The sequence below is a fragment of the Microbulbifer maximicatervae (SeqCode) genome, from assembly GCF_052468095.1.
On record NZ_CP174332.1, the window covers coordinates 3,235,159 to 3,251,234 of the forward strand.

Sequence of the window (16,076 nt, forward strand, 5' to 3'; positions counted from 1 at the left end):
CCATGGCCTCCTGCTTTTTCAGGAAAAGCTCTAACCTATCTTGCGGATACCAACCGCGTGACGCAACTTCTCGATAAAGGGCGCAGAGTAAGCGCGAGCCTTAATAGCTCCCTTCTCCAGCTCCGTTTCAATTTGCTCCGGGTTAGCCAGCAGCTCATTGTAGCGCTCGCGAGCTTCACCGATCTGGCCGTTCACCAGCTCAAACAACTGCTTCTTGGCCTCACCCCAGGCAATGCCCTCTTCAAAAGCTTTGCGCATTTCTGTTGTCTGTTCTTCGCTGGCAAATGCCTGCCAAACCTGGAACACAGTGGAAGTATCCGGATCTTTTGGCTCACCCGGCTCCAGCAGGTTGGTTTTGATCTTATTAATGTGCTTTTTCAGCTTCTTCTCAGGAAGGAACAGCGGAATAGTGTTGCCGTAACTCTTACTCATTTTGCGCCCATCCAGGCCTTGCAATACCGCTACGTGGTCATCAACTACCGCTTCTGGTAAAGCGAAGTGCTCACCGTAGTGGTGGTTGAAGCGCTGGGCAATATCCCGAGCCATTTCGATATGCTGTACCTGGTCTTTACCCACCGGCACCTTATTGGCGTTGAACATCAGGATGTCCGCGGCCATCAGGATCGGGTAGCTATACAGCCCCATGGTGACGCCAAAATCGGAATCTTCGCCATCGGCGCGGTTGGCATCTACCGCTGCTTTATAAGCGTGGGCACGGTTCATCAGGCCCTTGCCGGTCATACAGGTGAGCAGCCAGGTTAATTCAGGAATCTCATGGACGTCGGACTGACGGTAGAACACCACATTGTCGGTATTCAGGCCCAAGGCCAGCCAGGTTGCAGCGATCTCCAGGGTGGACTGATGGACCTGTGCCGGGTCCTGGCACTTAATCAGTGCGTGGTAATCGGCCAGAAAGTAGAACGATTGGTTGTTTTCATCCTGACTCGCGGCGATCGCCGGGCGGATTGCACCCACATAGTTCCCCAGGTGTGGAGTACCGGTTGTTGTAATACCGGTTAATACGCGCTGTTTCGTCATAATTCCTTCGTAGTCTGTACTGTCATCAGGCAATAGAGACCGAATCATACCCCTTTAGTGCCCGGGGGTGTATCAACCAAAGGTACCGACTCCCCATAGCCGTACCAACACGCAGCCAACGTTAAGCCTCAAGCGCCACTTTGGCGGAAACCTGGAATTGGCGCTGATATTCACTGGGCGAAATGCCAAACGCCCGACGGAAATGGTGACGCAATGTCGCGCTACTCTCAAAGCCAGCCAGTTGGGCTGCTCTGTCTACAGACTCCTTACCGGACTCCAGCGCCTTCTGCGCCGCCCGCAAGCGCTGCTGGATCAACCACTCCTTGGGAGCAATTCCCATCGACTGGCGAAACTTTCGGTCAAAACTACGGCGGGATAAATGAGCGCGCTGCGCCATATCATCAATTTTGATAGCGCCATCCAAATTGCCAATCGCCCAATCCAGCGCGGCGGAGAAGTGGTCTGGCCGTTTGGCAACCGGCATCTCCACATATTGGGCCTGACCACCCTGCCTATGGGGTGCCATCACCAACCGACGAGCCACCGAATTGGCCAATTCATAACCATGGTTGCGCCGCAAAAACTCAATCCCCAGATCGATGGCCGCACTACTACCCGCAGCACAAGCCAGTGCGTCCTCCCACACGTAGAGCACATCTCCTACATACTCCACCGCAGAGAAGCGCTCACGAAAACGCTCCGCAAACAGCCAATGGGTAGTCGCCTGCCGACCGTCAAACAGTCCCAATTCCGCAGGCAGAAAAGCACCGGAGCAAAAAGTAAGAATCTGGCGGCCGGCAGCGGCAAACTCAGCCACCGCCCCATGTACCCGCTCCAAATAAGCATCTTGTGGTTGTGCATTAGTCGACCAACAGGGAATCACCAGTAGATCATAATCCATCAAACTCTCTACCTGCCGACAAGCCAGAGCCAGACCGCCGGTCGCCAGAGGGCTTTCCTCAGCGAAAGTCACAATTTCACCCGTATAGAGCTCGCTAAGTTCAGGTCGGGGTAGGCAAAAGAGTTCGGTAGCGCAACCGAGTTCGAAGAGTGAAACCTGCCGGTGGGCGAGAACAGCCACTTTCTGGCTCTTATTAGGCTTTTGTGCCAACGTCGACATAGGTACCCCTAACCAGTTAATTAAATAAATTCCAACCCAGCATACCCAGATGAGCAGTTATTGAAAGCTATGCCGGGAATAAAACCCTCAACCTTTGAAGCATTATTTAATAGGTAAATCACCATCATCCTCAGATAAGTAAAGCCGAAACCCACTAGCCAAAGCCACCCCACAAGTTTGCACGCAGAATTGGCGCAAAATTAATGCTATCTGGCTCAGAGGCGGATCGCCCGGGAGCAGCCAAAAAGGGACACTATCGCCACTTGGAAACCTGACAAATCACCAAAATTACTGGGAGTAATATATGAGTTCGGCCGTAAATAGAGTGCCCGCTGCCAACAGCCAAGATGCGCTAAACCACTTTCAAAGCCTTCTAACTTTTGAAACGGATTGCTGGGACGTACACCACGCAATCAGCCAAAATCGCAAGGATTTCGTACTTTTAGATGTGCGAGGTGAAGAGGCCTATAAAAGCGGACATATACAAACGGCTGAATCCTTACCATACAGCCGTATCAATAAAGACAGGCTGAGCGAATACCCTTCAGATACTTTATTTGTCGTCTACTGTGCAGGCCCACACTGTAATGCGACAGAAAAAGCTGCTATCAGGCTGGCCACGCTTAACAGGCCAGTCAAGAAAATGATCGGCGGCATCACCGGATGGCTAGATGAAGGGTTTACTCTCATCCAAGAAACAGCCAAATCAATTTAATTCCTATTGTTAGCCTCTTGCAGGATGACATAGCTTGGCATAAGGATGTGTCAAGCTATCAAACGCCGACTCAAAGAAATACTGATTAAATGGTACTGATATGTTTGTTCGCCATGCCCACCCCACCGACTGTTTCTATCTTTACAATATGATGCGCTGCTTAGCCAGGCATAATAATTCAACGGACTCTTTCCATATTACCCAACTTGAATTGCAAAATAGGTTGTTTCAGAGGAAAGAGCATCAAGTGCTGGTTGTGGAACAAGACCATAACCTTGAGGGGTATATCAGTTTTAATATTATTCCAGAAAATGAAAGCTCGGCGGCCAGGGCTATTATCAGTGAGCTATATATCGGAGATTCTGAAGAGAAACGAAAAGAAGAGATTGCTCAAGCACTATTGAGCGCAATCGCAAAGGAGGCTGAGAAATACAAATGCATGGATATAAGGTGGGGCACACGATGAAAACACCAGAAAAAAATTTCTCCTAACAGACCAAAGATACATATTTAAGTATCTTTAAAAGGGCAATTAATAAAATTAAAGAAATTTTACTGAACCTACCAACAATAAATTTTAGGTGCCTCACTGACTGAATTAACGTTAAAGCTATGACAAATATAACAAATACTAGAAAAGCAAGCTCTTATTCCACACCACCACCTATACGGCTACTCAATCAAGAGCTTGCTCGAGGTGACAAACTTGATATAGCCAACCTTTAAAATCTCAGTTTCCATCAAACTAATAAATACTGTTGGCATGGTAGATTAATCCACCATACCAACAGCTATCTCAGACAATCAAACCCAAAAGAGTTAAAAGCTCAGCTACTGTAGGGAAATAGCAGTCAACTCAGAGCCAGCGATATACAAAGTCCCGTCATCACCAAGGCTTAAGTGCCCAGAAGACGCAAAACTCCAATCCAACTCTTGAGTACCTATATTTATGGCATAAGTATGCGATGAATCTCCTACAAAAATATGCGTTCGGGTTACCACAATATTTGAAGTTAACGTCTCTGACGCCTCCCAGGCCCACACTTCGCTACCATCTTCTTCATCAATAGCTTTCAGAATACCAGACTGCAAGGCGTAAATAATTCCACCACTAGAAGCTGGCTGCCCTGAAAATCCAGCAGAAGTTTTCTCCCACAAAATGTTGCGTTTATCGAGATCAAATACAACTAAAGAGCCCGATTGAATTGACAGGACATGGTTATATCTAGTCAAAACTGTAGCCAAATTTACACTGTATCCTCTCCAGTCAAAATTAGGATATTCAATGTTATAAGCCAATTCACCAGAATCACGATAAAAAACTTGTAGATCAGTAATAAATGCATATACATACTCTTCATCTACAGCTGGGGTAAAATCTTCATAACGAGCTGTTGATGTAAACCAGGACTCCGATCCATCACTCAGATCAAATGAGTAAAGTCCTCCGTAATACCCCCCCGCAGTATAAATCCCTCCATCATATACAGTTGGAGACATATAAGTTGTCCACTGATTTTCATATTTAGTAGCAAACAATAGTGAGCCATCATCTATGTCAAGCCCTCGTATAAAGGAATCTCCATGACCACCAGTTTGAAAAATGACTTTTCCACGATCATAAGCTGGGGGATTTATAGAATGTATACCATCATAAACGCGCTCCCATGCCAAATCTCCCGTGCTTGTATCCAGAGCAACAATTCTATGCTCAGCAAAATAGGAATCATTAGATGCGAAGACCTTGCCATCAGCCACCACTACCGGGTGTAACTTCGTCATATTAGGTAATGTCACGGACCAATGGTGAGAGAAATTATCTACATCTAGCTGTAGCGGTGTATAACCAGTATGCGCTGCTCCGCCTTGATATGTCGCCCATACCACAGGTAGAGGGTAACTATTGCTATCAACAGGTGAGGTGTCTGAGAAGAACTCTTCAATATTTGTAAAAGAGTCAAAATCTTCATCATTTGCTGCATCATCAGCGTCGATTGGGTCTAGCGAATAAAGCACTTCCCATCCATCCCGCATACGATCGCCATCAGTATCAGCCAAAACCGGAGATGTACCGTAGGTATTCGACTCTTCAAAATCCGAAAGGAAATCACCATCTGTATCTATATTGATCGGGGAAGACCCCAAAACATATTCTTGTAGATTGGTTAGGCCATCAGCATCGATATCACCCGCGCTATCGTCTACCAACAAATTCAAACCATACTCGAACTCATACATATCCTCCATGCCATCATTATCCGAGTCTTCAAGTAAGGGGTTTGAGCCCAGTTCCTTTACCTCTGTAAAATCAGTTAGACCATCATTATCACTATCTTGCGCCAATAAACTGGTACCTAATTCCGCCTCTACCCCATCGGACAAGCCATCAGCATCTGTATCGTCAACAAAAGGATTAGAGCCATAAATCAACAGCTCATCACCATCGTTAACGCCATCATTATCAGTATCAGCATTGTTCGCATGAGTACCAAAGGTGTACTCCAGTAAAGCGGATAAGCCATCTCCATCTAAATCGGAGCCCCCATCACCAACATTCTTCGGATCTAACCCAAAGCCGTACTCCCACCAATCAGGGAGTCCATCGCTATCAGAATCCCAGTCTGGCGTGACATCTACAAATTTACCTCGCGCATCTAACTTGAAAAAGCTACTTAAGTCCGCCGCGACACGATATAGCCCTTCATATGCCGTAGCAGCGACTAACTCTCCATTTCTACGGATACTAATATCATTAAAGCTGTGACCAACGAATAACGTTTCTTTCAGAACTCCACCAGCCGTAAACTGATGTATCTCACCATCCCAAGTAGCTGAAAAAATATTACCAGCCTCATCTACTGCAATTGCCCGGGAATTTTCAATGGATACATTGGAGAGCAGGATCCCTGACTCCGGACTGAATTGAGAAACCTGGTTACCACTTAATGCGTAGAGATAGCCATCTTCGCCAACTGTTAAATCTATAAATGAATCTGCATCAAAATAATTCACAGAACCACTTGCTAAATCAAACTTCACATATCCCTGACTAGGACTACCGCTGGTTGACTGATTGGTAACGAAAACTTGTTCACCAATAGCATCTATGCCGCCATAACTTAAATTATTAACAGTACTCCAACCAGGCGCTGGATAGTGCTCCCATAGATTTGCCCCTGGTGAATACACACTTAAATAAGGCTCAAATGTCCCATTGAAAATCGCCACTCTTCCATCATCTAAAATCACTGCATCTCGTGCATAGGTGTAATCATTTTCGTTTGGATTAGGAATATCAAAACTTTTTATTTCACGACCATCAACATCAAAGACGTAAAGCTTATTTTCAAAAATAGAAATTCCGGAGGCACCCATTTCAAAAATGGTAGGAAGAGCCCTCCCCTTCAGCTCATCAATCAAAATACCACAATCGCTAGCTGAGGAATCAACCCTTATCTCTAATGTATGATAACCCTCAGCAATGGGAATAGATAATTTTTCCCAGGATGTTTGAGAGACATGTATACCTAATAATTTCTCACCATTTAGCTCAACAACCAATTCGGCATCATAGATGGAATAGCAGGTAGACCGTGCTTGTAGAGAAAATTCTACAGGGAAAAAGTAATTGGTTGTAGAAATATTCCAACTACCCTCGGTAAATAAGCTAACAATCCCATCACTAGCTGATTGGGTAACAAATTGAGGGCTCCCTTGTGTGACCCAGCCCTCCGGTAACTCCTGATCTTCAAAAGAGAAATAGAATTCATCTATTGGTGAAGGTAAAGATGACTCCTCAGTTGGGTCAGAGCCCAAAAGGTATTCAATTAGATTAGAAAAAGAATCATTATCTAAATCACTATCGGCATCAGAGGTATCTAACGGATCCAGCCCAAATAGCACTTCCCAGCCATCGGGCATACCATCCTCATCTGTATCACTGTTAGAGGGATTGGAAAAATAAGTTATAACTTCGTCAAAGTCTGACAGTCCATCCTGATCCGTATCTGCTACCAAAGGCGAACTACCGGCTACAAACTCCTCAAGATTGTTTAGACCATCTGCATCCGAATCATTCAAAGCATCTAGCCTATCATTATCATCCAAACCATGAGCCAACTCCCACCACATGGGCAAGCCGTCCTCATCGGTATCTGATTCATATCGATAATTTACTATACTCAACTCATTGTCTATTGACTGATCAATCAGTATTACGCCGTTTTCATCAGCAATAAGATCTATATATGTATCGACATCGACATACTGCTTAAACAGAATCTCTCTAAGATCATGATTGAAAACTGCTAAAAAATAATCCCGATCTACCTTAACCAAACCAACAGCAATACTCTGACTCCATGTGAGATCAAGTAGCTCTATCTCCGCATTCATATCCTCAGCTAAAGAGCTCAAATCAAGTGGACTAATAAGGGGATCGGTAGGGTACCCCTGGATAACCCCCCCCTCACCTGTCACGAACAATTGACCATCAGGTGACTGCGACAGCCAAGAACCTAACGACTCAACGAAGTATGAATATTGATAATCGGAAAACTCCATTTCATTACTATTAATAACAAAGCTATATAAACTACTATGAGAGGAATAATAAAATTGGCCAGATTCCTCCTCGTAAAATAGCTTGCTTGGTTTACTTACCCAATTGAACCTATCCTTAATCAAATAGTTCTCATTGAGTAAATGATATTCTAAATAGGTGCTATCTGGACTAGCTCCGGCAACTGCCACATAGGAATTACCAGTACTTATAAGCCCCTCCACACTTCCGTCAAATGAGGCCACGTCCTGACTTGTTATAGGTAAACTCTCACTGAATTCGAGCAGTTTACCGTTCTCAAAACCAATCAATACCGAGGATGAATTGGCGACAGTTATGGACATCGCCTTGCCGTTATCCTCAAAACGATTCAAAAGTAAAGGGTTTAGATATTCACCGGCTTCCGTATCCCACCTCCATATAGAGTTAGAATTGTCATCCAGCAAATAAAGCACATTTCCTCTGCGGGCAATGTCATCTACATTATTAACCTGCACTTGCCCCTGAATATCACAGACGCCATTTACGCCATGATCTGCAATGTAGCAAGCAGAATCCGAAGGAAACTGATCAAGACTTAAGTCAGAATCTCCCAGAGATGGATCATACTCATCATTCCATGAATCGGGCGCACCATCGAAGTCAGAATCGACTGATGCGGCCCTATCATTTGGAAATGCATCCTGCCTATTCGGAACTCCATCGCCATCAATATCATCCGAAATCTCAACTATCTGATACTCTCGACCAAGATTTTCCGAATAAGTAATAACTAAGGCCGCTTCATTTAAGCGCACCAAGCCCTCAGCAATTCCCGGATAGGTGGCAGTAAAAATCGCCTCAAATTCACTATTATAAGCAACTAGAGCGCTTCTGTTAGCAGTAGAAGCCGAGAGGGTCACAACCGCATTGCTACTAGAATACCCATAATCGAAACTAGTTACTGGAGAATCACTAAAACTCAAGTCACCCGCTTCATAATAGTCGCCAGTACCAAGGAGTACTCCGCTGCCACCGTTTACGATCAGAATCGGGCCTCTGATAATATAATCACCATGATAGGGGGATTCCCCCTGAGCACCTATAGAACCGCTCGACTGAGAGATTTCTTCAAAGTGTATATCATTAGGGAAAATGCCATCTCTAAAATGATAAAGCCGGCTATTTACGTCGTTCCAAGCGTAGTAATGTGAATACCGGTTCCAATCTTTGCTATCTGATAAATTCCCATCCTTAGACACGACATGATGTGAGCTCCGGGCCCCCTGATCATCTTGAACCAATAGATAGTTGCCCGCATCTGCAAGACCGGTTGAAGCAACAGGCATTTCAATAAGATTAACTAATTCTTCAGGTGTATCAATTGAAAAATATCGGATCCAGCCATCGCTATAAGCTAGATATACCCTTTTATGCACATCATGATAACGAACAACCTGGGGACTCTTACCTTCAACAACTAAATCAAGTTTTCCAATGAAATTTTGGGTCTCTGAACTCCACTGGTAGAAATCATAAACTCCATTTTCAGTAAACCCTAGATATACAACACCATTAGCATCGGAAAATGCTTCATCTAAAGCTAACGTCTCGGTCAGAGTAAAGAAACAGGCCTCACCATCTCCCTCATCTAGCAGGGAACACGACGCATCAGCATCGTAATGGTCAGCATTATCACCAACTCCATCGCTATCTAAATCTGATGACTCAGTTTCATCCCAAGGGAATGCGTCGTTCTCATTTTCTACGCCATCATTGTCAATATCATTGTCAACTTCATTAGGGGTACCATCGCCATCTAAATCTGCTCCGATAGCTTTGATAATTGTGTATTTCGGTTTATCCCCCAGAGCTGAGATTTCTCTTGAAGTATCATATTGACGTGTTTCATGAATAAGAAGCTTGATTAAACTACCAACCTTGAGTGGAGTTTCAGCGTCTGAAGACTCTGGATCAGAGGTGTGAGGCACATCTAACTCACCAATGTTCAATCTTGATATAAAGTCATAATTATCTTGTACTACCTGCGTGACATCGGTATCAAAACCCTCGGCAAGGCCATCTAATGCCCCATCTGTTAGATCTGAAACTAACAACTCTAATGCAGTAGAAGTGCTTGAATCTGACTCGTTTTTAAGAGCCCACACGAGAGACGCGGCGGCCTCAGAGGCGGTACGATAGTTCAAGATGCTATCAAGGTCGGCTTCATTCCCAAAGGCAACAGGTGGCGTATGGAAAAGGTCTACCTCATCAAGTAAGTCAAAGCCCAATTGACTTTTTACAATTAAAGACTGAGATTTCACGGCATCGCTCAACCCTGCCTTATCTTCAACATTTGCACGCCGGATGAGATCAACAACGATGGTTGTTAGAGGTGTTGCGAAGATATCTTGAGATTTTTCAAGAGCTTCAGATTCAACAATAGTCGACAAACTAGGAAGGATTGGGGCCATTCCAGTGGTCAAGTCTATCGTGGCATCACTGGCCAAAAATTCAATTAAGTAATAACCATTACCTGGAAGATCTAAACTCTCCTCAGTGAATTCACCTAATTCTGTGGTTTCACCACTTGCAACCACATCTCCCTTTAAGTCCTCCGCCTCAAATGAGACCTCATGAATCTTATAAGCGGCAAAACTGAGTGGACCCTTTACCGCGGCCCCCGAAAGTGAATATGTGACAGGTGGTATTGGTGTAGGATCAGGCTCTGGTGACGAGTCAGAGCTTCCGCCTCCTCCGCAACCTATTAGTAAGACCGCAGCCAGACCTGCCAGCCCAAGCTTCAGATTAAATACTTTCGTTCGCGATCCCATATCACAATCCTTTTTACTCAGCGAGCCGGCATACTTAGAGCCAATAGTTCTTGAGCGATCTAAGTTGAGGCCTTTGAGCCATTTTACACTTCTTAACAATAATCGCCGCGAATCATATACAGGTATTAAATGAACTGCAAAACCCAGCCTAGGATTGGTACGGTTAAAGAGGTGGCAAGATATTCTAATTTACCTAATAGAAGATTAAGTTTTTTAGCGTATCTCTTGAAGACAATAGATCCCAAGGATATAGAGGGGGAAGCTGTTATTGAAAATTGACTGCCCAGTTTTTAATTAAAAATGCGCTGATATCCCAGAAAGTTTTTATAGCTACAAAACTCCAAACAAACTTTATCGATGTTGCTTAGATATCACTATTTACATATCCCCCCCTCTTAACCCCTTTCATCTCCGGCTAAACTGTTACGCCTTGCCGCTCCCAATATTGCCTATCCAGTTAGTGTCATCAAATACCAAGGTGCACATAGATCTTATTAGACATTAGCAAAACCCAAACAGCCCTAGGTACCACTCAAGATAAAAGCTCAATCGCAACTGGACCTTCCCTTTTACCACTGTATGTGTAAAGTCAGAATATTGCGCAATAGAACCGACCATCAGGACTCCAAGCCGGATACGGTCTTGTCGGATTGAAGCCCCTTCAAGTATAAAACCCCACAAAAGGAAAGAATTAACTAGTAAATATAAATAGCTCCCGCAGCATCCGCATCATTTAAATCTGGATCAGCCATAATCCCAGTATCCGAGCCCTGCTCTTCTGGAGCGCCCACTACCAGGGTATCACCATCGCCACTCAAAGCGATTGAAGTTCCAAAGTAGTCACGCTCATCGGTGTTATTAGCTTTCAGGTAAGTGCTCTCAATCCACTGCCCATCAACCATCGTATACATATAGGCCGCGCCCGCCCTAGATGCCGAGTTGTCATTGCTATCAGCATAGAAACCTATACCAGCACTACTCTCCTGAGCACCTACCGCAAGTAGTGAGCCATCATTGTTCAGGCTAATAGACGTACCAAAAGCATCATCTTCATCGGTGTTACTCGCTTTAAGGTAGGCACTTTGGTACCAAGAATCTTCTTCGTATGAAAATAGATAGACAGCGCCATTATTGAAGCCATCGCGATCATCAGGGTCCGCTGAAGCACCTGCCTGAAGTGGGGCACCCACAGCGAGCAGGTTGCCGTCGCCACTAAAACTAACATCCCAACCAAAACGATCGCCCACTCTTGCACTATCTGCAGTAAGTAGCTGTTGCTGAGCCCAGCCTCCATTATTGGAGAAGATATAAGTTGCTCCCCTGCCACCATGCCCACCAATAGCACCAACCGCCAGAATGGAACCATCATCACTCAAGCTAACGGATGAACCAAAGTCCATATTTGAATTACTATCATTTGCCTTCAAATAAGCTTCTTGGCCCCACTCAACCCCAGAATACTGGAAGATATATACTGCACCAGAATCCAAAGCGTCGTCATTATCAGGGCCACTATTGACACCGGTAGCACTACTATCTTCAGATGGGGCTGCAACTGCCAAGGTTGTTCCATTACCGCTTAAACTCAACGCCCGCCCAAAAAAATCATAGTAGCCATGATTATCTGCTCTTAGTTTAGCGCTGTGAGTCCACTCCAAATCCTCTCGGGTGAATATATGAACTGCGCCAGCCGAAAAGTTATCATCCTCACCATTTTCTTTGTAGGCACCAACAGCCAACGTATTTCCGTCGCCACTGAGACTCACTGCAGATCCAAATGCAGCTCCACTTTCAACCTCTAAAGCTTTTAAAACAGCTCGGTAAACCCAACCATCTTCACCATAATCAAAAATATATACAGCCCCTGACCCGCTAGCTGCATTATTAAATTCATTTAACTCATTACTATCTTCGCCAGTCGCACCAACAGCTATGGTAGAGCCGTCGTCACTAATCGCAACGGACCAACCAAACTGGTCACCGGCTTCGGCATTACCAGCCTTGAAATAACCAATACTATCGACAACTTCCTCATCAATCGATATTTCATTTGAATCCAGGCAAGTTGTATCATCACAGCTTTGCAATATATAGCGAGCATTCAATCGCTTAAATAGAGGCACCTTAATTTCTACAATTTCAGAACCTGCAGAAATTTTATCGCTAACTACTTCATAGCCAGATTGCCCATCTTTGTTCTCAAGAAGTTGATAATAGGTAGCCCCTTCAACATCCGACCATTCAAAAGTGAACACTTTTGCTGAGTTGAAATATAGGTAGGGAGTCGCCGCTTCTGAGATCGAAGAACCTCCACCACTATCATCTCCTCCTCCAGATGAGCTGCCCCCACAAGCGCTCAAGATCACACCACATGCAATAACTACCGAACTGCTTTTAAACTTCACAACATCCCTCCCCAAGGAATATGGATTGAATCGCGCGCAACCCTACCAAGCTTCAGTGAAAAGGAAAACCAGAAATAAGATAAAGTGAGAGGCGAAGGAGATTAAAAAGTAAAGTTATAGTTACAATGGTTGATGTCGTGATAACTTGGGAGGCTATATTTCAAGAAAAATAGTTTCCTGCACTCCCCCAAAAAACACATAAAGACAAAAGCACAGCAAAAAGAGACATATTGTCGAAAGCGAGCAATAAATCAGAGTAAATTAAAATAGAAACGCCAAATAAATTAGCTCATTCATAATCGAAATCTAAATGCGTAAAAATAAAACGATTGAAATGGTAATTTTTGGCCTATGACAACTTTTTCACACTCTTAAAATAGTGAGCCAGCTCTTTCATCAAGCAAAGTGGCTGTGACACTTATCAATAGGCAGTCCTCTCGCTCATTAAATATCAGGTCGGTTATACCCCAACCTACAGAACACCACTGCATTGGCCAGAATATCCGACCCCAAGCCATCAGTTAGCAAGTCCTTACAAATACAGGCAACCTCATTAGGGTTAATAATATCCATGGAAATGCTCTAATAACCATATTCATCACACGGAAATTTAATATAGAAATCAAATACTGAAGCTCTTTTTTTACAAAATAAATCGGCTATAGGGGGGGTAGAGGTAAGCGCCCCCACAGAATTGCGAATTCCTGCCGTCTTAGCCTTGGCAAACAACCCGCGACACCTACTCATAAAGCCACTTGAAGCTACCAGTAGTAACCTGAGCTACCCGCTAGTTAATTTCTGCAGAAAATCCATTGCTTCACAATCCCACACAGGAAGCAGTGGATAAAAAATAGTCACAACCATAAGCTGGAGATCAACGAATTCCCAGGCCTGGATGAAACCAAGGCTCCACTTCATCAAAGCTCCAAATGATAATAATTTTTATTTGCATTTAGTGCCTGACTGGGGTAGCCTAGTGACCCATCATTGTTTCTTCTTAAAAATTAATATTGGGGATAGACCTGTCTATATTGCTCAAGCTTAAAAACACAGGGACTGTCATTACAGCTGCCATGCACTCAAATTTACTTTCTCTCACCGCTCTAATTCTTTATAAGCTTGGCAGCCAGCCGCAGAGTTCGAAGGTAAAGAAGCAATCGATAAGCAGCTATCGCTTAAATCCCATCACAAAAACATGGATCGGTTCCAACTGGGAAGCGACGCTAACTCACATTGATAATGTGAACCATATACAACACCATGGTCGAACAAACAGCCTATGCGCTATCCAATATTTCACAGGCAATACCTTTGGTAATTTTGGGATTAGTATTCTAGATAAAATACTTGTCTCTATGGCCGGGACTCTTTATTTTTTCTCTGCAATAGTTGGTATTGTTATCGCTAGCTCTCTAGGATCAACTGGCTTAAAGAGGGCTGCAGATGAAAAAAATCACAGAGAAGAACCTCTCCGCCAAGTACCTCCTCCAAGACGAAAAGATATAGATACTGAAGAAGCTACGACATCATGAACCAGGACTCCTTTAATGATAGTTACAACTCAATATCTGCGTTTTTAGGTGGGTTTCAAAATATAGAGCCCAATCACTTTTCTGGTTGCCTGATAGAAACCACTTTTAGCGTGAGAAACTATTGTGACTCATTTTTTGAACTGCTTAATATTCCTTTTTCAGATGCATTAAACAACGCAGTCCCATCCCGACAGGCCGAATTTCTTGCTGGGCGAGCCTGTGCACACTTTGCTCTCAGCAAGCTTGGTATGCCGGTAAAAGAAATCCCTGTAGGAAAAAACCGCTGTCCAGTATGGCCAAATGGTGTACAAGCTTCTATTACCCATGCTAGCAACCGAGCAATCTGTGCAGCCAGCACTACGTCTAAAGGGCTTGGAATTGATTATGAAACAATTATTTCAGATAAAACTGCCGAAGAAATCAAACACAATATAGTCAGTAATTCAGAAGTAGGGCTACTAACAGAGAGCGGTTTTCCTCTGGAACAGTGGCTAATAATAGCTTTCTCAGTGAAAGAAAGCCTTTTCAAGGCGCTATACCCAAAAGTCGGAAAGTACTTTGACTTTCTCGATGCTGAAATTACTGCACTATCGCCCCAACAACAAAAGTTAGAACTAAGAATTTTGCAGGACCTCTCCCCCAGAGTTCTCAGTGGAAGCACCTATACAGCCACCTATCAACCCCATCAAGGCGGCATATTAAGTATCGTTGAATATTAATCACCACCGACTATACCGACAGCACTTCCGTTAAGAAGAGAAGGACAATTTTATGTCTGACGTTCCAGCTATTCTGAGCGCACGGACTCATATGAAACTCCCGGGTAATGACGAGCTGATCCAAAAAATGCCCTGCCCGTCTGATACCGCTTTAGCGATCGAGCGAACTCGCCACCAGGTTGCCAGAATACTAAGCGGTGAAGATGACCGCTTACTGGTTGTGGTCGGTCCGTGCTCAATTCACGACCCTGAAGCTGCGCTAGACTATGCGCAAAAGCTGTCCGAAACTCAAAACCAGTTTGAAAACAGTCTTTGTCTTGTCATGCGTACCTATTTTGAGAAACCGCGTACCACCGTAGGCTGGAAAGGTTTTATTTATGATCCTCATTTGGATGGCAGCGCCGATATGCATACCGGGCTCACCAAAGCCAGGGAGTTATTGCTCAACATCAATGCACTGGGACTAGGTACTGCCACTGAATTCCTGTGCCCTCTGAATGCTCTCTACATTGCAGACTTGATTTCCTGGGGAGCTATCGGCGCTCGTACCACGGAGTCACAAACACACCGGGAATTAGCCTCTGCACTTCCCTGCCCTATCGGATTTAAAAACAGTACTGACGGAAATGTCAAAGTTGCAATCGATGCAATTCAGGCAGCTCAATCTCAACAGATATTCTGTACCACAATCCACAATGGAAAACTTGAAGCTATTCAGTCTACAGGCAACCCTAACTGCCACTTAATTCTTCGTGGAGGAAGAAGGCCCAATTACCATACTGAGGACATAGAACAGGCGATATCTCAGCTTGACTATGCATCGCTCCCCACCGGCATTATGGTGGATTGCAGCCACGGCAACAGTCAGAAAATACACAGCAATCAAATGGGTGTTGCGAAATCTCTCTGCGATCAAATTAGTACAGGGCAAAGAAATATTTCAGCAGTAATGATTGAGAGCTTCCTCGAAGAAGGAAGTCAAAAGATTTGCCCCTGGGACAAGATGACCTACGGACAATCGGTTACTGATGCTTGTATCGGCTGGAAGGATACTTATCAGGCGTTAGAGATACTTTCTGAAGCCGTTGTCAGACGTCGCCATCTATTCACCACCTCTTACAATATGGGAATGGAATTAAAGCAAAGTGCTATGTAAAAGTACTTCGGACATAT

The 16,076-nt window shown here is 44.3% G+C and carries 9 protein-coding genes; 5 read left to right on the forward strand and 4 right to left on the reverse strand.

What is annotated here, in order from left to right:
* Positions 1-30: 30 nt before the first annotated feature.
* A complete protein-coding gene (locus ACJJIL_RS13965) occupies positions 31-1,038 on the reverse strand; it encodes a tryptophan--tRNA ligase (RefSeq protein WP_445359968.1) in 1,008 nt (335 codons plus the stop codon).
* 121 nt (positions 1,039-1,159) lie between these two features.
* Entirely contained in the window at positions 1,160-2,158 is a 999-nt protein-coding gene (locus ACJJIL_RS13970) for a helix-turn-helix domain-containing protein (protein WP_445359969.1), read from the reverse strand.
* 304 nt (positions 2,159-2,462) lie between these two features.
* On the opposite strand from ACJJIL_RS13970, the gene ACJJIL_RS13975 reads away from it, so the two are divergent.
* Positions 2,463-2,873, forward strand: coding sequence for a rhodanese-like domain-containing protein (locus ACJJIL_RS13975; RefSeq protein WP_445359970.1), 411 nt, complete (start codon positions 2,463-2,465; stop codon positions 2,871-2,873).
* Between the two features lie 100 nt (positions 2,874-2,973).
* A complete protein-coding gene (locus ACJJIL_RS13980) occupies positions 2,974-3,339 on the forward strand; it encodes a GNAT family N-acetyltransferase (RefSeq protein WP_445359971.1) in 366 nt (121 codons plus the stop codon).
* A gap of 365 nt (positions 3,340-3,704) precedes the next feature.
* On the opposite strand, the gene ACJJIL_RS13985 is transcribed toward ACJJIL_RS13980, so the two are convergent.
* A complete protein-coding gene (locus ACJJIL_RS13985; RefSeq protein ID WP_445359972.1) occupies positions 3,705-10,247 on the reverse strand; it encodes a BamB-related PQQ repeat family beta-propellar protein in 6,543 nt (2,180 codons plus the stop codon).
* A gap of 695 nt (positions 10,248-10,942) precedes the next feature.
* Positions 10,943-12,652: an FG-GAP repeat protein gene (locus ACJJIL_RS13990; protein ID WP_445359973.1), complete on the reverse strand. Its 1,710-nt coding sequence runs from the start codon at positions 12,650-12,652 to the stop codon at positions 10,943-10,945.
* 1,031 nt (positions 12,653-13,683) lie between these two features.
* Here ACJJIL_RS13990 and ACJJIL_RS13995 point away from each other — a divergent pair.
* The 3 genes from ACJJIL_RS13995 to ACJJIL_RS14005 are packed head-to-tail and all read left to right on the forward strand — an operon-like array spanning position 13,684 to position 16,059.
* Positions 13,684-14,184 (forward strand): hypothetical protein, encoded by a 501-nt coding sequence (locus tag ACJJIL_RS13995; protein ID WP_445359974.1) that lies wholly within the window; start codon positions 13,684-13,686, stop codon positions 14,182-14,184.
* Positions 14,181-14,903, forward strand: coding sequence for a 4'-phosphopantetheinyl transferase family protein (locus ACJJIL_RS14000; protein ID WP_445359975.1), 723 nt, complete (start codon positions 14,181-14,183; stop codon positions 14,901-14,903). Before ACJJIL_RS13995 ends, ACJJIL_RS14000 begins: the two co-directional genes overlap by 4 nt.
* A 52-nt stretch (positions 14,904-14,955) precedes the next feature.
* Positions 14,956-16,059: a 3-deoxy-7-phosphoheptulonate synthase gene (locus ACJJIL_RS14005; RefSeq protein WP_445359976.1), complete on the forward strand. Its 1,104-nt coding sequence runs from the start codon at positions 14,956-14,958 to the stop codon at positions 16,057-16,059.
* Positions 16,060-16,076 lie beyond the last annotated feature (17 nt).